The organism is Pseudomonas sp. SAS7 (assembly GCF_052112345.1).
Classification (GTDB): Bacteria; Pseudomonadota; Gammaproteobacteria; order Pseudomonadales; family Pseudomonadaceae; genus Aquipseudomonas; species Aquipseudomonas putida_Q.
The window spans coordinates 186,340-203,682 of the sequence record NZ_JBEGGO010000007.1; the positions used below are offsets into that span (position 1 = coordinate 186,340).

Consider the following 17,343-nt stretch of genomic DNA (forward strand, 5'->3'; position numbering starts at 1 on the left):
GTGTTAGCCCTTTTTCATTGCTGCTCGGAGGGCGTTTTCGATAGCGCGGCCTCGCGGTGTCAAAGGTGCGTGATCGATCACGCCGTGCTGATGGTCAACGGCAACGCTTGCCGGGTCTGGAGCCAGCAGGTTTCGCAGCTTGGCTGTCAGCCAGGGACTACGGTTCAACACTGCCTGGGCCAAACGCCGCACCGCCGGCCGGCGTGCTACCCACAACCGGGCGTGTGGCGCGGCGCGACGCAACTTCACGCGCAGCCATGCTTTACCGTGACGGGACGGCCACAGCACTACCCGCCCGGTGACGCGCAGGGGGCCTGTAAGACGCCAGGATGTGCTGGTACGCATGGCTTCAATCTGCTGCTCGGCGCCTTGGGCACGCATGTGTTGCCAATGGCAGTTTTCCAAGGCAGCGTTGCGCTCCTGGGTCATGGCTTCAGCCTGCGCCTGGACCTGGCTCAGCGCCTCCTGCATGGCACCACATTGGCGGTGCAAGGCCTCGGTGGTAGCTTCGTAATGTTCCTTCATCGCCAGCAATTGCTGGGTTTGCTGCTGGCTCACTTCGGCCATCAGCCTCTGGAATTCGGCGGGCTCGAAGAAGGTGGCACGCACCTCCTCTACGCTGCTCTCCAACTTGCCCAGGCGGCCCTCGATGCCTTGGTCGTAGCGCAGGGCAATGTCGTCAAGCGACAAGCCGTAAGAGGCTTCGAACACTTCCTCGAAATGTTCAAGTTGCTCCGCGCCGGCTTGCTTCTGGGCAACCACGGCATAATCGGGGCTGGCGCCAGACAGCACTTCGCGCACCCCTACCCGGGCCTGTTCATCGTGCAATGCAGCTGCTTCTTGCAGGCGAACAACCTTCGAGCGAACGAAGCCGGTGTGCTCGGTAAGGAACGACATCAGCAAATTGGGTATCGGCTGATCGTGAGTGGGGTCGAGGTAGAAATTGTTGGTACCCACCATCACGTTTTCAGCGTTGGGGGTTTCCAGAATCAGCAAGCCGGCCGGGCGCAATACTCGCAGGGCCTCGCTGACCAACTCGCCAAGCACCGAGAACGGCACATGCTCTGCGATATGAAAGCCGCTCACTACGACCTGGCTGTCGTCCGCAAGCGCTCGCAGGGCTTGCAGTGCATCGCCTTTCTGCGCAGGCAGGCCAGCGGCCAGGCAGGCTTCCAGCATGCCCTCGTCCAGATCGACGCCCATCGGCGTGAAGCCTTCGCGCTTCATCAACTCCAGCCATTCGCCACGGCCACAGCCGATATCGAATACGGGACAGTCGGTATACAGCGTTTTCAGGGGTTGCAGAAACGGCAAGTAAGCTTCGAGCCGCTGGGTGATGAGCTCCCTCGAGCCACGGTAGCGGTCTTCGAAAGCCCTGTAAAAACCAGCATTCATCAATTGCACTCCACGGTCGGCGGGATCCACGCCAGGCCTACGAAGGTTTCTTCGGACATGTTCACAACGTTGAAGACCAACGCCAGGTCACGCCACTCATAATTATCGGCAATATGGGTGTCACTCGCATGCAGGGCTACTGCCACCGAATACGACCCTACGCCAAGGTTTGCAGGAAAACGGAAACTGTACGTCAGCAGCTCACCTTCAGCCAAATCCGTGCGGATGCACTTCAAGTGATGGGTATTGGTGCCAAATACATCCTGACCAAGGCGATCCTTGATCACATAGCCCACCACCAGCTCCGGAATGGGTGCATTGACCTTGACCTGGATACGCAGGCAAACGTCTTCGCCTACCGAGATATATTCGACCGGGGCGGCGTCACGATTGTGCAGGGCGATGGTTTCGATGCTTGCCTTGCCGCTACCAGAGCGCGTCTGCTTGGTGCCATCGGACAAAGTCTGGACTTCGACGGTGGCGTTTTCCTTCTGGGCAATAATGGCGTTGTAGTAGTCCATCACCTCTTCAGGTGGGCCGTCCTTGATGACGGTACCGCCATCCAACAGGATCGCCCGGTTGCACAGGGCCTGGATCGAGCCGCGGTCATGGGAAACGATCAGCAGCGTGGTGCCTGCTTTCTGGAATTCCTTGATGCGGCCAAAGCTTTTGTGCTGGAAGTAACTGTCACCCACCGACAGGGCTTCGTCGATAATCAGGATCTCGGGGCGGAAGGCGGTGGCCACGGCAAACGCCACACGCATCTGCATGCCGCTGGAATAGGTGCGTACAGCCTGGTCGAAGTACTCGCCGATTTCAGCGAAGGCTTCTATGTCGTCAATCACCCCGTCAATCTGGTGGGTGGTAAACCCCATGAGCCCCGCCGCATGGTAGGCGTTTTGCCGGCCCGTCAGCTCACCGTTGAAGCCCATGCCCAGTTCCAGGATGGCGGCAATACGGCCATTGACATGTACCTTGCCTTCGGTAGGTTGCAAGGTACCTGTGATCATCTTCAACAAGGTCGACTTGCCGGCGCCGTTCTGGCCCACCAGGCCAATGGCCTCGCCTGCCTGGATATTGAAGCTTATGTGCTTTAGCACCCAGTGTTCGCTGCTGGCCTTCACCGGCAGGTAGAACCAGCGAGCGATGCGCTGCCATTCCGAACGGTAGCTGCGGTAGGCCTTGCCTACGTTATTGACGGCCAACAGGGTCATAGGGAGTCCACCATTTCAGCAGAAGCACGGCGGAACAGGAACAGGCCCAGAACCAGCAAGCCCAGGGCAATGGCGAACACGACCCCCACCTGCGCAACTTCAGGCGCCTGTTTGTACACCAGCACGTTGTGATAGGCCGTGACGATGGGGTACATCGGGTTGACGTCCAAGGTACCTCGTAGGTAATCCGGCACGATATTCACCGAGTACACGATAGGCGTGAACCAGAACCATACCTGCATCACGATCGGCACGACTTGGCCGATATCTCGCAGGAACACGTTCAATACACCCAGTACCAGGCCGATGCCAACCGCCAGCGCCACAACCGCCAGGGTCAGGGGCAACAACCACAGCATCTGCACATTAGGCGCGTGGCCAAGCACGGCAAAAACAATCATGACCGCCGCGAACAGCAACAGATTGTTGAGCAAGCAGGACCCGACCACGATCACCGGTAGCGCAATGCGCGGGAAGCGCATCTTTTTCATCAGGTTGCCCTGATCGATGAACACCGAGAGGCAACGCTGGACAATTTCTGCAAACAGGTTCCAGGCCAGGATGCCGGCAATCAGGTACAGCGCGTAGGCATACTTGTTGTCGATGCCGGGCAGGCGTGCACCCAGCACGTTGGACAGGATCAGCGCATAAATGGCCACCTGCGCCAAGGGGTGGATGATCATCCACAAGCCACCCAGCTTGCTGCGGGCAAAGCGTGAGATGAACTCGTTCTTGATGGAAGTAAGGATGAAGCCTCTGTAATCCCAGACGCCCCGAAGCATGCCAAACATAATTATCCTTGGATCAGACCGGCGATTTCAGCAACGCGTTGCGCTACCAGTGCTTCATCCCCGCGGCTCTCGACGTTCAAGCGCAGCAGAGGCTCGGTATTGGAGCCGCGCAGGCTGAAGCGCCAGTCGGCGAACTCCACACTGATGCCGTCGGTGCGATCAACATCGGGGTTTTGCGGCAGGTAGTAGGCCAGGATCTTCTCGATGGTGCCTTTTACATCTGCCACTTCGTAGTTGATCTCGCCGCTGCACGGGAACTTGGCGATACGCTCGTCCACCAACTGGGCCAGGGTCTTGCCGGTTACGCTCATCAGCTCCGCTACCAGCAACCACGGGATGTTGCCGCTGTCGCAATAGGCAAAATCGCGGAAGTAATGGTGGGCGCTCATTTCACCGCCATACACGGCGTCTTCGGCGCGCATGCGCTCCTTGATGAAGGCGTGGCCTGTCTTGCTTTGAATGGCTTGGCCACCGGCGGCGCTGACTTGTTCGATAGTGTTCCAAGTCAGGCGAGGGTCATGGATGATCTTGCTGCCTGGGTGCTTGGCCAGGAGCATTTCGGCCAGCAGGCCAACCACGTAGTACCCCTCGATGAAACGGCCTTTGTCGTCGAAGAAGAAGCAACGATCAAAGTCACCGTCAAAGGCGATGCCCATGGCGGCTTGGGTGTCGAGCACTGCCTGGCGGGTAAGGTCGCGGTTCTCTGGCAGCAACGGGTTGGGGATGCCGTTGGGGAAATTCCCGTCAGGCTCGCCATTGATGATGGTGATGTCCAGCGGCAGGCGTGCTTTGAGCAATTCGATTACCGGCCCTACCGCACCGTTGCCTGGGTCGGCCAGCACTTTCAGCGGTTTGAGCGATGCCACGTCCACATAGGTCAGCAAGTGGTCGATGTAGGCCGTCTTGTCGAACGCTTCGCGCACATTGCCAACGGTTGCCGCAGCCTCACCCAGTTCACCTGCTTCAACACGCTGGCGAATATCGTTCAGACCGGTATCGCCGCTGATCGGGCGAGACTGCTCGCGGACCAGCTTCATGCCGTTGTAACCCTTGGGGTTATGACTGGCCGTGATCATCACGCCGCCATCGGCCTGGTGGTGGCTGGTGGCGAAGTACACTTCTTCGGTGCCGCACAGCCCGATATCAATCACATCGGCGCCACCTTCGGTCAGGCCCTTGATCAAGGCCAGGGACAAACCCGGGCTCTCCAGGCGCATGTCGCGGCCCACTACATAAGTACGGCCGCCAAGCTGCGCCACCAAGGCGCGGCCGATGCGGTAGGCCACGTCATCATTGAGGTCGGCAGGCACTTGGCCGCGAATGTCGTAGGCTTTGAAACAACGGGTCTGAATAGGTGGGTACATGGGTCTCACTCGGTGCGTTGATGCCTGGGCATCAACGATCTGAACAGGGGTAGCCGGCAATGCGGCGACCGAAGACCGGCCCGGTGCCTGGGAAGGCAACGACGGGCCGACGGGGGAGCCTGGAGTCAGGCGTCGCAACGACCGTAGTTGTCTTCGAAGCGAACGATATCGTCTTCGCCGAGGTAGTCGCCGCTTTGTACTTCGATGAGTACCAGGTCGATTACACCTGGGTTTTGCAGGCGGTGCTTGTGGCCAGCACGAATGAATGTGGATTCATTGGTGTTGAGCATCAGCTCCTGGTCGTCGTTGACCACAACGGCCATGCCGCTGACTACGATCCAGTGCTCACTGCGATGGTGATGCATTTGCAGTGACAGGGACGCCTTGGGCTTGACCACGATACGTTTGATCTTGAAGCGTTCGCCGTCTTCCAGCGTGGTGTAGGTACCCCACGGACGGTGAACCGTCTGGTGCAGCAAATGCGCCGCGTGCCCGTCGCTCTTCAGACGTTTGACAATATGCTTGACGTCCTGGGCGTGGTCCTTGTGCGCAATCAGCAGCGCGTCAGGCGTGTCCACCACCAGCAAATCCTGAACGCCCACCAGCGCAGCCAGGCGATCTTCAGTACTGACGTAATTGTTGCTCGCCTCGTAGGCCATGACCTCACCTTCGAAGCGGTTGCCATGCTCATCTGGAGGCGTCAGCTCGCTGACGGCGTTCCACGAGCCGATATCGCTCCAGCCGATGTCGCAAGGGATGGTCGCGACCTTCCGCGAGCGCTCCATCAAGGCGTAGTCGATGGAAATATCGGGCACGTTGGCGAAGGTTTCGGCGTCCAGGGAAAGGCAGCTGTAACCCTTGGAGGTTGAACGGCGCGAAGCGTCGAGGGTCAGCTTGACCGCTTCCAGCACGTCAGGTGCGTGGGCCTTGAACTCTTCAAGCACAGTGCCAACCTGGAAGCAGAACATCCCGGCGTTCCAGAAGTAATTGCCAGCAGCTACATAGGCTTCTGCAGTTTTGGCATCGGGCTTTTCAACGAAGCGCTCAACCTTCAACCCGCCATCGAGCACGCCGCTGGCAGCGGCCTCAATGTAGCCAAAACCGGTTTCAGGATACTGTGGCTTGATGCCGAAGGTTACCAGCCAGCCTTGCTCGGCAAGCCGCACTGCGCTTGTTACCGCCTCGGCAAATGCGCCATCGTTCTGGATCAGATGGTCTGCAGCCAGTACCAGCATATGGGCCTGGGGGCCATGGGTTTCATGAAGCTGCAGCGCTGCGGCGGCGACAGCAGCTGCGGTATTGCGGCCGAAAGGCTCGAGGATGTAACCCTGAGGATGACCTTTGGTATTGATGGTGCGGTATTCGTCTTCGGTCTTGAACAGCAACTCGCGGTTGGTAACTGTAAGTACCTCGACCACACCGTCAAGCCGCGCTGCGCGCAGGAACGTCTTTTGAATGAGGTTTTGCCCATCGGGCAACATCATGAACGGCTTGGGATGAGCCTCACGGGATACTGGCCACAAACGGCTACCAACGCCACCGGATAGAATTACCGGGATCAATTCCATATTCGGATCCTTAAACGGCTACTTGAATACCTGGCTTCAAGCGGCCGGCATGTGTCTTATTTCTGACCGCCGCCGCAAAGTGCGCGGCGACGCTAAATTACGCGCCCAGCGTGTGTAATCCCTGGCTATCCATAGGCTAAAGACGCAAGCTTGAACAATTAGAATACCAGAGAATCCTATTTGTAGCTTGCCCGCTCAAACCTCGACGCGCGGCCTGCACAGTCGAATTCGCAGCGGTCACGGGCGTGACTGACAGACAGTGCCCGCGCTGATGGCTATCAGACACCGCACATGCCCATCGTTCCCTACGCAGGGCATTTATCTTGCAATTTGCACCTGGATAGCCCAGCTCCGCGCCTGGATTCGACGCATCAACGCAGCCGCCAAAGCGGTTTTCGCGTGTGGCTCGCCGTGCACCAGCACGACAGTTGCTGGCGCGCTTGTTACGCCTGCTGCAAACGCTACCAGCGCTGCCTGGTCGGCATGCCCAGAGTACCCGGCCAACGTTTGTACCTTGGCTCGGACTTCGTACCTCTGCCCATCCAGATCAACCTGCACAAACCCTTCTGCCCCTTCACTGGCCTGTATAACCGCCCCCGGCGTACCCTTGGCCTGATAGCCGACGAACATCACCTCATGACGCGCATCCCCGAGCATGGCCTTGAGGTAATTGACAATGCGCCCACCCGAGCACATGCCATTGCCGGCTATGACAATCGCCGGTCGCCCGGTGCTCTTGAGGTAATTGACTACCTGCTGGTGCCGGGCATGCGTATCCACACTGATCAACTGGCTGAAATCCAGCGGGTCCCGCCCTTCGGCAAGCCGCGCCCTTGCTTCGGCATTCCAGTAGTCGTGCAGCTCCCGGTACGCGTTGGTGATGCGCTGAGCCAGGGGCGAGTCGAGGATGACAGGCAACTGCGACCAGTCAAGCGGGTCGCCATCAGGCCCGGGGCCAGCGCTGCCCAACAACGCCTTGCGATGAAGGATGTCTTCGAGCTCGTATAAAAGCTCCTGGGTGCGCCCCAGGCTAAAAGCCGGGATGAGGATGGTACCTTTGTCAGCCAAGGCGCGATCGATGGCGGCTTCCAGCCGCTGCCTGCGGTCGCCGGCCTGCGCATGCAGGCGGTCGCCATAGGTACTTTCAAGCACCAGTACGTCGGCACGTTCCGGAGGCTGGACCGGGCGCAGCAGCGGGTTGCCACAGGCGCCCAGGTCGCCCGAAAACACATAGCGGGTATTGGCTAGATCATGCTGCATGTCGCACTCGACGTAAGCCGAACCCAGCAGATGCCCCGCGCGCTGCAGGCGAATACGACAAACCAGGCCAGGGCGCTCGAGCACCGCGTGCCACTGCTCGAAAGGCAGCGGCACGATCAGGTCACGGATGAAATCGAGGTACCGCGCCACCTGCGCAGGCTCACTGCTGATGCCCAGCTTATAAGCATCTTCCAGTACCAGCGGTAGCAGCCGGGCGGATGGCTCGCTGCACAGGATAGGGCCGCAATAGCCGGCGGCCAGCAGTGCTGGAATGCGGCCAACATGGTCGAGATGGACATGGGTAACAACCAGGGCCTGGATGCCCTGTATGTCGAAGCCGAGCGCCACGCTTTCGGCACCCGGTGCAGCATCGCCCCCCTGTTCAAGCCCGCAATCAATCAGCAGACTGGCGGACGGATCAAGGTGCAACTGATGGCAGGACCCGGTGACCCCGCGGGTAGCACCGTGATGGGAAAGGCTGGGATATTCCATGCTGCGCGCACTCGCCGGGGCCGAAAATGAAGTGGGCTATTACTCCATGACGGCCAGTGCATGCATAGGTGATACTTTCCTCAGCAGGCGTAGGAAGTTTCCTTAGTTGCTGCTGAGTGCCGCCTGACGGGCAGACTCTCTGATCTTGCGCTTGCTGCGCTGCACGCCGTAGGCACCCAGCAACGGCCCGATTGCCAGGCCAATGACCAGCGCTGCCAGCACCAGCACGGCAACCGGCATTTCTGGTGCCGCCCAACCGAACAGGACCAACGACACGGCTTGCTGGTTCTCCAGCACGAAGAACAGCACCACAGCCGCCAACAGCAGCACGAACACCGCCGCCAGGGCGCGCTTGAGGTTACGCATCAGAATGCTCCTTGATTGATCAGGCTTCAGCCTCGTCTTCTTCGTTGACCCGGTCTCGCAATTCTTTGCCGGGTTTGAAGTGCGGCACAAACTTGCCCTCGAGGCTGACCGACTGGCCGGTCTTCGGGTTACGGCCCACGCGCGGGGCGCGATAATGCAGCGAGAAGCTGCCAAAACCGCGAATCTCGATGCGATCGCCAGTGGCAAGACATTGTGACATCTGCTCAAGCATGGTCTTGATGGCCAGCTCCACGTCCTTGGGCGAGAGCAGCCCCTGATGGGTGACAATACGTTCGATCAGCTCCGACTTCGTCATATTTTTCCCTTCGTTATCAAGCAGCTAGATCATTGCTTAACCAGTTTGTAGCACGCTGGGAGGGATTTGAACAGGGTGGTTCTTGACTTAATAAAAAAATTCAAGATTGAAGTTTTGCAAGAATGGTCTAGCTGTCGGGGGCTGACAGGGCCTGACGACGGATTTGCGCTGGCGCAACAATCGAGCGCCGCCCGCGCGGCGCATCGCGAGCTCTGCTCGCTCCTACGTTTTTTCGGGCCAGTTATTTCTGCGGGATTTGCGCGCGTACGCCTTGGCGCATGGCGCGATATCGCGTCGTACAAACAAGGCGGTCGCGCGCCTGTCGCAGGTTTAACTGGCCCGAAACAAACGTAGGAGCGAGCAGAGCTCGCGATGCGCCGCGCGGGCGGCGCTCGATTTCTGCAACACCCTAAAACTCACGCCAAACATACCCGGCCATTCCGCAACCTCCTGCCATGCGGTGTGGCTTTAAAGGTATGGCGGTAGAGGTATATCGCCTGGGAGACCGAGCTCCGCGCGGGCGCGCATCGCAAGCTGTGCTCGCCCTTACGGTGATCCAGGCGGTCGCCTTGGTGCGCGTTTACATACTGCAAATTTCTATCGAATCGATTCCTGCATGGGCTAGCTACGCTAATCCAGCACATACTCGCCCAAGGATGAACGCAATGCCCAACCCTCATGGCTGCAGACTTCGCCGCGCAAGATGCTCGGTGCCTGGCAGGCTCTATATGCTGACTACCGTCACTCACCTACGCAGGCCGTTGTTTCATGACCTCCGCTTTGCACGACTGGTCATTCAGAACCTTCGTTACGCGGAAGAACAACACCACTGCCGATCACTGACCTGGGTCGTAATGCCAGACCACGTGCATTGGCTGATTGAGTTGAAAGACGTGGCGCTTGGAACACTGATGCAACGTTTCAAATGCCAGTCCAGCAATGCGCTGCACAAGGCAGGGGCAAAGGGGAAGCGGGTGTGGCAGGCAGGTTATTACGACCGGACCTTGCGCAAGGACGAGGATGTTTTCAAGGTCGCGAGATATATCGTTGCCAATCCGGTAAGGGCAGGACTGGTGGCCACGGTTGGTGATTATCCGCATTGGGATGCGGTGTGGCTTTAAAGGTATGACGGTAGAGGTGCGTCGCCCGGGAGATCGAGCGCCGCCCGCGCGGCGCATCGCGAGCTGCGCTCGCTCCTACGTTTGTTTCGGGCCAGTTATTTCTGCGGGATTTGCGCGCGTACGCCTTGGCGCATGGCGCGATATCGTGTCGTACAAACAAGGCGATCGCGCGCGACTGCCACAGGAATAATTGGCCCGAAACAAACGTAGGAGCGAGCGCAGCTCGCGATGCGCCGCGCGGGCGGCGCTCGGTCTCACTAGCGATAAACCCCTTACGGGGAACACCTCCACCCCACCACGCCACCAACAGAAGCATAAAAAAGGGCGACCCGAGGGTCGCCCTTTTTTACCGATCAAACAGAACTCAGTTCTGCTTGGCCATTGCTTCGCGCAGCAGCGCAGCCATGGTGGTGTCGGCAGCCGCTTCCGGAGCGTTTTTCAGGCTCTGGATGGCTTCACGCTCTTCAGCGTCGTCTTTCGATTTGATCGACAGGCTGATAACGCGCGACTTGCGGTCAACGCTGATGATCTTGGCTTCGATCTCTTCGCCTTCCTTCAGAACGTTACGCGCGTCTTCAACGCGGTCACGGCTGATTTCGGAAGCTTTCAGAGTGGCTTCGATGTCGTCGGCCAGGGTGACGATGGCGCCTTTGGCGTCAACTTCTTTCACGATGCCCTTGACGATAGCGCCCTTGTCATTGACAGCAACGAAGTTGGAGAACGGATCGTCTTCCAGCTGCTTGATGCCCAGGGAGATGCGCTCGCGCTCTGGGTCGACCGACAGGATGACGGTTTCCAGCTCGTCGCCCTTCTTGAAACGACGTACGGCTTCTTCGCCGGTTTCGTTCCAGGAGATGTCGGACAGGTGAACCAGACCGTCGATGCCGCCGTCCAGGCCGATGAAGATACCGAAGTCGGTGATCGACTTGATGGTACCGGTGATCTTGTCACCCTTGTTGAACTGGCCGGAGAAGTCTTCCCATGGGTTGGACTTGCACTGCTTGATACCCAGGGAGATACGACGACGCTCTTCGTCGATGTCCAGAACCATGACTTCCACTTCGTCGCCAACCTGAACGACTTTCGACGGGTGGATGTTCTTGTTGGTCCAGTCCATTTCGGAAACGTGTACCAGACCTTCAACGCCTTCTTCCAGCTCAGCGAAGCAGCCGTAGTCGGTCAGGTTGGTAACGCGAGCTTGTACGCGAGTACCTTCTGGGTAACGGGCAGTGATAGCTACCCACGGATCTTCGCCCATCTGCTTCAGACCCAGCGAAACGCGGTTACGCTCGCGGTCGAACTTCAGAACGCGTACGTCGACTTCGTCGCCAACGTTAACGATTTCCGAAGGGTGCTTGATGCGCTTCCAAGCCATGTCGGTGATGTGCAGCAGGCCGTCGATACCGCCCAGGTCCACGAATGCGCCGTAGTCGGTGAGGTTCTTGACGATACCTTTGACTTGTTGGCCTTCCTGCAGGGTTTCCAGCAGGGCTTCGCGCTCGGCGCTGTTCTCGGCTTCCAGCACGCTGCGACGCGAAACAACAACGTTGTTGCGCTTCTGGTCCAGCTTGATGACCTTGAATTCCAGCTCTTTGCCTTCGAGGTGGGTGGTGTCGCGCACTGGGCGGACATCAACCAGGGAGCCCGGCAGGAACGCACGGATGCCGTTAACGTCGACAGTGAAGCCGCCTTTAACCTTACCGTTGATAACGCCCTTGACCACTTCTTCGGCGGCGAAAGCTGCTTCCAGAACAATCCAGCACTCGGCGCGCTTGGCTTTTTCACGGGACAGTTTGGTTTCGCCAAAGCCGTCTTCGACCGCGTCCAGCGCAACGTGAACTTCGTCACCGACCTTGATGGTCAGCTCGCCAGCTTCGTTGTAGAACTGCTCGAGCGGGATGACGCCCTCGGACTTCAGGCCAGCGTGTACGGTAACCCAGTCGCCGTCGATGTCGACAACGATACCGGTGATGATGGCACCCGGCTGAAGATTGAGGGTTTTCAGGCTTTCTTCAAAGAGTTCTGCAAAGCTTTCGCTCATTTTAATTCCTGTAGATTCGGGCGAAACAAACGCCCATAACCACATTCCAGACAATGTGGGTTCGTTTTAAGTAAAGGAAAGCCGGCAGGACGTTGACTGGTGCCCCTGCCTGCTTTCCTGGCGATCAGGCGAGGTCGCGCAGGGCGATCTCGCTTCTGATACGTTGCAACACCTGCTCGATGGACAACTCGGTGGAGTCCAACTGAATGGCATCGGCCGCTGGCTTCAGCGGGGCCACTGCACGTTGGGTGTCGCGCTCATCACGCGCACGAATCTCATCCAGCAGACTCGACAGACTAACATCTTCACCCTTGCCCTTCAACTGCAGGTAACGGCGACGTGCGCGCTCTTCTGCGCTGGCGGTCAGAAAAACCTTCAACGGCGCGTCAGGGAATACCACGGTACCCATGTCGCGGCCGTCGGCGATCAACCCCGGCACATCGCGAAATTCGCGCTGACGCACCAGCAGGGCATCACGCACTGCCGGCAGCGAGGCCACCATCGACGCGCCCGCGCCGACGGTTTCGGTGCGGATGACGTTGCTGACGTCCTCACCCTCGAGGATGATCTGTTGCAGCTTACCGGGCTGGGCAGCGATGAACTGCACATCCAGATGGGCGGCAAGCCTGGTCAGCAGCTCTTCGTTGGTCAGGTCGACACCATGATTGCTGGCGTTGAACGCCAGCAAGCGGTACAGCGCGCCGGAGTCCAGCAGCTTCCAGCCCAGCTCGCGGGCCAGCAAGCCGGCGACCGTGCCCTTGCCCGAGCCGCTCGGCCCGTCGATGGTGATGACCGGTGCCTGCGAATTCACGACTTGCCCTCTTCCGCCACGCGGATACCCACTTCGGCACACAGCGCCAGGAAGTTGGGGAACGAGGTGGCGACGTTGGCACAGTCGTGGATGCGAATTGGCGCGCTGGCACGCAGCGAGGCAACGCTGAAGGCCATGGCAATACGGTGGTCACCGTGGCCATGCACTTCGCCACCGCCCAACTGGCCGCCGTCGATGATGATGCCGTCCGGGGTCGGTTCGCACTTGATGCCCAGGGTGATCAGGCCGTCGGCCATCACCTGGATGCGGTCGGACTCCTTCACCCGCAGCTCTTCGGCGCCACGCAGCACGGTACGCCCTTCGGCGCAGGCGGCAGCCACGAACAGTACCGGGAATTCGTCGATGGCCAGCGGCACCAGCTCTTCAGGGATGTCGATACCTTTCAGCCTGGCACCGCGCACGCGCAGGTCGGCCACTGGCTCGCCGCCGACTTCACGCTGGTTTTCCAGGGTGATGTCGCCACCCATCAGGCGCAGGATGTCGATTACACCGGTGCGGGTCGGGTTGATGCCAACGTGCTCCAGCACCAGCTCGGAACCTTCGGCGATGGAGGCGGCCACCAGGAAGAACGCTGCCGAGGAAATGTCGGCCGGCACTTCAATGCGGGTAGCGGTCAGCTTGCCGCCGTACTGCAGCGAGGCCACCGGGCCGTTCGACTCGACCGCATAGCCAAAGCCGCGCAGCATGCGTTCGGTGTGGTCACGGGTAGGCGCAGGCTCGGTAACGGTGGTCTTGCCTTCAGCGTACAGGCCGGCCAGCAGCAAGCAGGATTTGACCTGGGCGCTGGCCATCGGCAGCGTGTAGGTCAGCCCTTTGAGCTTGTGGCCACCGCGGATGGTCAGCGGCGGGCGGCCTTCCGGGCCGGTCTCGACCACAGCACCCATTTCGCGCAGCGGGTTGGCCACACGGTTCATCGGGCGCTTGGACAGCGAAGCGTCGCCAGTCATGGTCACGTCGAACGACTGGCCGGCCAACAGGCCCGACAGCAGGCGCATCGAGGTACCCGAGTTGCCCACGTAGAGCGGCCCGGGCGGCGGCTTGAGGCCGTGCAGGCCAACACCATGAATGGTCACGCGACCGTGGTTGGGGCCTTCGATGACCACACCCATGTCGCGGAATGCCTGCAGGGTCGCCAGTGCGTCCTCACCTTCGAGGAAGCCTTCGACTTCGGTGGTGCCTTCGGCCAGCGAGCCGAGCATGATCGAGCGGTGGGAAATCGACTTGTCGCCCGGTACGCGGATCCGCCCGTTCAGGCGGCCACCCGGTTGGGCCAGGAAAATCAGATCGTTGGCGTTCATAGCGTCCACATAGGCCCGGCGGGCCAGGATTTTACTGAAATGCTCGCGGGCAACACGCGCACGGGTGAATACACCCAGCAACTGGTGCCCGTCCCCTTCTGCGATCGCGTCGCGCAAGGCGTCGAGATCGCTGCGATATGTATCGAGTGTGCGCAGGACAGCGTCGCGGTTGGCGAGGAAGATGTCGTGCCACATGGTCGGGTCGCTGCCGGCGATTCTTGTGAAATCGCGGAAGCCTCCCGCAGCGTACCGGAAGATCTCGAGGTTTTCATTGCGCTTGGCCAGCGAATCGACCAAGCCAAAGGCCAGCAGGTGCGGCAAGTGGCTGGTGGCTGCCAGCACTTCGTCATGACGCTCGACCGACATGTGCTCCACATCGGCACCCAGCGCACGCCACAGGCGGTCGACCAGGGCCAGCGCGGCCGGGTCGGTTTCGGCCAGCGGCGTGAGGATCACCTTGTGCCGACGGAACAGGGTGGCGTTGGAGGCCTCCACCCCGCTCTGCTCGGAACCGGCGATGGGGTGGCCAGGGACGAAGCGTGGCAGGCGCTGACCGCTCTCGTTTACAAAAACAGAACGCGCCTCACGGACGACATTACCCTTGGCACTGCCGACATCGGTAATGATCGCATCGCCCACATCGAGCCGGGCCAGGAGGGCCAGGACTTTTTCCATGGCCAGGATCGGCACGGCCAGCTGGATGACATCGGCACCGACACAGGCTGCGGCGAGGTCTTCTTCGCAGCGATCGACCACGCCCAGGGCCACGGCCTGCTTGCGCGAAGGGGCGTCCAGGTCGACACCGACCACTTCGCGGCACAGGCCGCTTTCACGCAGGCCCTTGGCGAACGAGCCACCGATCAGGCCGAGACCGACCACGACCAGGCGGTTGATGATCGGCTCAGGTTTGGTTTTTGCTGCTTTTACCACTGGTGCGAACCCTGTTCTGGAATCTGGACAGCCTGCTGGACCCTACGGGGCCGCTTCGCGACCCTTTCGCGGCACAAGGCCGCTCCTACAAGGGCCCTGTAGGAGCGGCCTTGTGCCGCGAAAGGGCTGCAAAGCAGCCCCAAAGGCCTTGAATCAAAGCACCGCCTTCGGGTAGGAGCCCAGCACCTTCAGCGCCACAGCCTCCTGGCTGATCTGTTCGAGCACCGCCTTGATCAGCGGGTCGCGGTGGTGGCCAACGAAGTCGATGAAGAACACGTAGGTCCACTTGCCACTGCGCGACGGGCGGGTCTCGATGCGGGTCAGGTCGATGCCGTTCTGGTGGAATGGCACCAGCAACTCGTGCAAGGCACCTGGCTTGTTGCTCATCGAGACAATGATCGAGGTCTTGTCGTCGCCGGTCGGCGGCACTTCCTGGCTACCGATCATCAAAAAGCGCGTGGAGTTGTCTGGGCGGTCTTCGATCTTTTCTGCCAGGCGGGTCAAACCATACAGGTTGGCCGCCATGTCGCCGGCGATCGCCGCCGAGTTCCACTCGCCCTTGACGCGCTTGGCCGCCTCGGCATTGCTCGAAACCGCCACGCGCTCCACGTTCGGGTAGTGCGCGTCCAGCCACTTGCGGCACTGGGCCAGCGACTGGGCGTGGGAGTAGATGCGGGTGATGCTGTCGGTCTTGGTGTTCTCACCTACCAGCAGGTGGTGGTGGATACGCAGCTCGACTTCGCCGCAAATGACCATGTCGTGCTCGAGGAAGCTGTCCAGGGTGTGACTGACAGCACCTTCGGTGGAGTTTTCCACCGGCACCACACCAAAGTTGACGGCACCGGCCGCCACTTCGCGGAACACTTCATCGATGGCCGCCATCGGCCGGCTGATCACCGCGTGGCCGAAGTGCTTCATGGCCGCCGCCTGGGTGAAGGTACCCTCAGGCCCGAGGTAGGCGATTTTCAGCGGCTCTTCAAGGGCCAGGCACGACGACATGATTTCGCGGAACAACCGCGCCATCTCTTCGTTGCCCAGTGGGCCCTTGTTGCGTTCCATGACGCGCTTGAGCACAGCAGCTTCGCGCTCAGGGCGGTAGAACACCGGCTTCTCGCCTTCTTTCAGCGAGGCGGTCTTGACCCGGGCGACTTCTTCGGCGCAACGGGCGCGGTCGCTGATCAGCTCGAGAATCTTCTCGTCGAGGCTGTCGATGCGTACGCGCAGCGCCTTGAGTTCCTGTTCGGACATCAGCCGTGCTCCTTCTCGAATTCGGCCATGTAGCCCACCAAGGCTTCTACAGCCTCAAGGCCCAGGGCGTTGTAGATGGAAGCGCGCATGCCGCCCACCGAACGGTGGCCCTTGAGGTTGAGCAGGCCGCGGGCATCGGCGCCGGCGAGGAAGGCCTTGTCCAGGCGCTCGTCAGCCAGGCGGAACGGCACGTTCATCCACGAACGGGCGTTGACGCTGATCGGGTTGGTGTAGAAATCGCTGTTGTCGATGAAGCCGTACAGGCGCTCTTTCTTGGCGCGGTTGCGCTGCTCCATGGCGTCGACGCCACCCTGCTCTTTCAGCCACTCGAAGACCAGGCCCGAGAGGTACCAGGAGTATGTGGCCGGGGTGTTGTACATCGAGCCGTTGTCAGCCGAAACCTTGTAGTCGAGCATGGTTGGGCAGCTGCTGCGGGCATGGCCTAGCAGGTCTTCGCGCACGATTACCACCACCAGGCCGCTTGGGCCGATGTTTTTCTGCGCGCCGGCGTAGATCAGGCCGAACTGCGACACGTCGATGGGGCGCGAGAGGATGTCGGAGGACATGTCGACCACCAGTGGCACATCGCCAGTCTGCGGCACCCAGTCAAACTGCAGGCCACCAATGGTCTCGTTGGACGCATAGTGCACGTAGGCAGCGTTCTTGGTCAGGTTCCAGTCGTTCTGACCGGGGATGTTCAGGTAGTCGTAGGGCTTGGCACTGGCGGCGACGTTGATGTTGCCGAAGCGGCGCGCTTCCTCGATGGCCTTTTTCGACCAGATACCGGTTTCGATGTAGTCGGCAGTGCCGTTTTCCGGCAGCAGGTTCAGCGGGATTTCGGCGAACTGCTGGCTGGCGCCGCCCTGCAGGAACAGCACCTTGTAGTTGGAGGGGACGGACAGCAGGTCACGCAGGTCCTGCTCGGCCTTTTCGGCGATGGCCACGTAGTCGTCGCTGCGATGGCTCATTTCCATCACCGACAAGCCCTTGCCGCGCCAGTCCAGCATCTCGGCCTGGGCGCGCTGCAAGACAGCATCAGGAAGCGCGGCAGGGCCTGCGCAGAAGTTAAAGGCTCGTTTGCTCACATCCACTCTCGCTCTGCCAAAT

Annotated in this window: 14 protein-coding genes; 1 reads left to right on the plus strand and 13 read right to left on the minus strand. The window is 60.2% G+C overall.

From position 1 onward, the window contains the following. Nucleotides 1-3: 3 nt before the first annotated feature. The 8 genes from ABI582_RS13540 to ihfB form a co-directional block, all read right to left on the minus strand. Complete coding sequence (locus tag ABI582_RS13540) at nt 4-1,395, minus strand: methyltransferase domain-containing protein (protein WP_338746414.1); 1,392 nt, start codon at nt 1,393-1,395, stop codon at nt 4-6. Continuing rightward, on the minus strand, nt 1,395-2,609 hold the full coding sequence (locus tag ABI582_RS13545) for an ABC transporter ATP-binding protein (RefSeq protein ID WP_338746412.1): 1,215 nt from the start codon (nt 2,607-2,609) through the stop codon (nt 1,395-1,397). The genes ABI582_RS13540 and ABI582_RS13545 overlap by 1 nt, the downstream gene beginning before the upstream one ends. After that, a complete protein-coding gene (locus ABI582_RS13550; RefSeq protein WP_442119428.1) occupies nt 2,606-3,400 on the minus strand; it encodes an ABC transporter permease in 795 nt (264 codons plus the stop codon). Before ABI582_RS13550 ends, ABI582_RS13545 begins: the two co-directional genes overlap by 4 nt. 2 nt (nt 3,401-3,402) lie before the next feature. After that, nucleotides 3,403-4,764: a phosphomannomutase gene (locus tag ABI582_RS13555; RefSeq protein ID WP_306380058.1), complete on the minus strand. Its 1,362-nt coding sequence runs from the start codon at nt 4,762-4,764 to the stop codon at nt 3,403-3,405. A gap of 125 nt (nt 4,765-4,889) precedes the next feature. Then, nucleotides 4,890-6,332, minus strand: coding sequence for a mannose-1-phosphate guanylyltransferase/mannose-6-phosphate isomerase (locus tag ABI582_RS13560; RefSeq protein WP_084966315.1), 1,443 nt, complete (start codon nt 6,330-6,332; stop codon nt 4,890-4,892). A gap of 318 nt (nt 6,333-6,650) precedes the next feature. Further along, nucleotides 6,651-8,084 (minus strand): MBL fold metallo-hydrolase RNA specificity domain-containing protein, encoded by a 1,434-nt coding sequence (locus ABI582_RS13565; RefSeq protein WP_442119429.1) that lies wholly within the window; start codon nt 8,082-8,084, stop codon nt 6,651-6,653. Nucleotides 8,085-8,186: 102 nt separating this feature from the next. Continuing rightward, nucleotides 8,187-8,450 carry a lipopolysaccharide assembly protein LapA domain-containing protein gene (locus ABI582_RS13570; protein WP_338746407.1) on the minus strand — a complete coding sequence of 88 codons (264 nt, stop codon included), beginning with the start codon at nt 8,448-8,450 and terminating at the stop codon, nt 8,187-8,189. Nucleotides 8,451-8,469: 19 nt separating this feature from the next. Continuing rightward, on the minus strand, nt 8,470-8,766 hold the full coding sequence (ihfB, locus tag ABI582_RS13575; protein ID WP_019472263.1) for an integration host factor subunit beta: 297 nt from the start codon (nt 8,764-8,766) through the stop codon (nt 8,470-8,472). Between the two features lie 665 nt (nt 8,767-9,431). Between ihfB and ABI582_RS13580 the strand changes: the two genes are divergently transcribed. Then, on the plus strand, nt 9,432-9,887 hold the full coding sequence (locus tag ABI582_RS13580; protein ID WP_442119430.1) for an REP-associated tyrosine transposase: 456 nt from the start codon (nt 9,432-9,434) through the stop codon (nt 9,885-9,887). Nucleotides 9,888-10,251: 364 nt separating this feature from the next. Here the strand turns inward: ABI582_RS13580 and rpsA are convergent, their stop codons facing one another. The 5 genes from rpsA to serC all read right to left on the minus strand — a co-directional run bounded on the left by rpsA (nt 10,252) and on the right by serC (nt 17,321). Beyond that, nucleotides 10,252-11,928 (minus strand): 30S ribosomal protein S1, encoded by a 1,677-nt coding sequence (gene rpsA, locus ABI582_RS13585; protein WP_003252673.1) that lies wholly within the window; start codon nt 11,926-11,928, stop codon nt 10,252-10,254. 124 nt (nt 11,929-12,052) lie between these two features. After that, the gene (gene cmk, locus ABI582_RS13590) at nt 12,053-12,739 is read right to left on the minus strand and encodes a (d)CMP kinase (RefSeq protein ID WP_338746405.1); all 687 of its coding nucleotides are present in this window, start codon (nt 12,737-12,739) and stop codon (nt 12,053-12,055) included. Then, entirely contained in the window at nt 12,736-14,988 is a 2,253-nt protein-coding gene (locus tag ABI582_RS13595) for a bifunctional prephenate dehydrogenase/3-phosphoshikimate 1-carboxyvinyltransferase (RefSeq protein WP_442119431.1), read from the minus strand. Before ABI582_RS13595 ends, cmk begins: the two co-directional genes overlap by 4 nt. Nucleotides 14,989-15,141: 153 nt before the next feature. Continuing rightward, nucleotides 15,142-16,236 carry a prephenate dehydratase gene (gene pheA, locus ABI582_RS13600; RefSeq protein ID WP_016485356.1) on the minus strand — a complete coding sequence of 365 codons (1,095 nt, stop codon included), beginning with the start codon at nt 16,234-16,236 and terminating at the stop codon, nt 15,142-15,144. Further along, on the minus strand, nt 16,236-17,321 hold the full coding sequence (gene serC / locus ABI582_RS13605; protein ID WP_063423002.1) for a 3-phosphoserine/phosphohydroxythreonine transaminase: 1,086 nt from the start codon (nt 17,319-17,321) through the stop codon (nt 16,236-16,238). The genes pheA and serC overlap by 1 nt, the downstream gene beginning before the upstream one ends. Nucleotides 17,322-17,343: the final 22 nt, after the last annotated feature.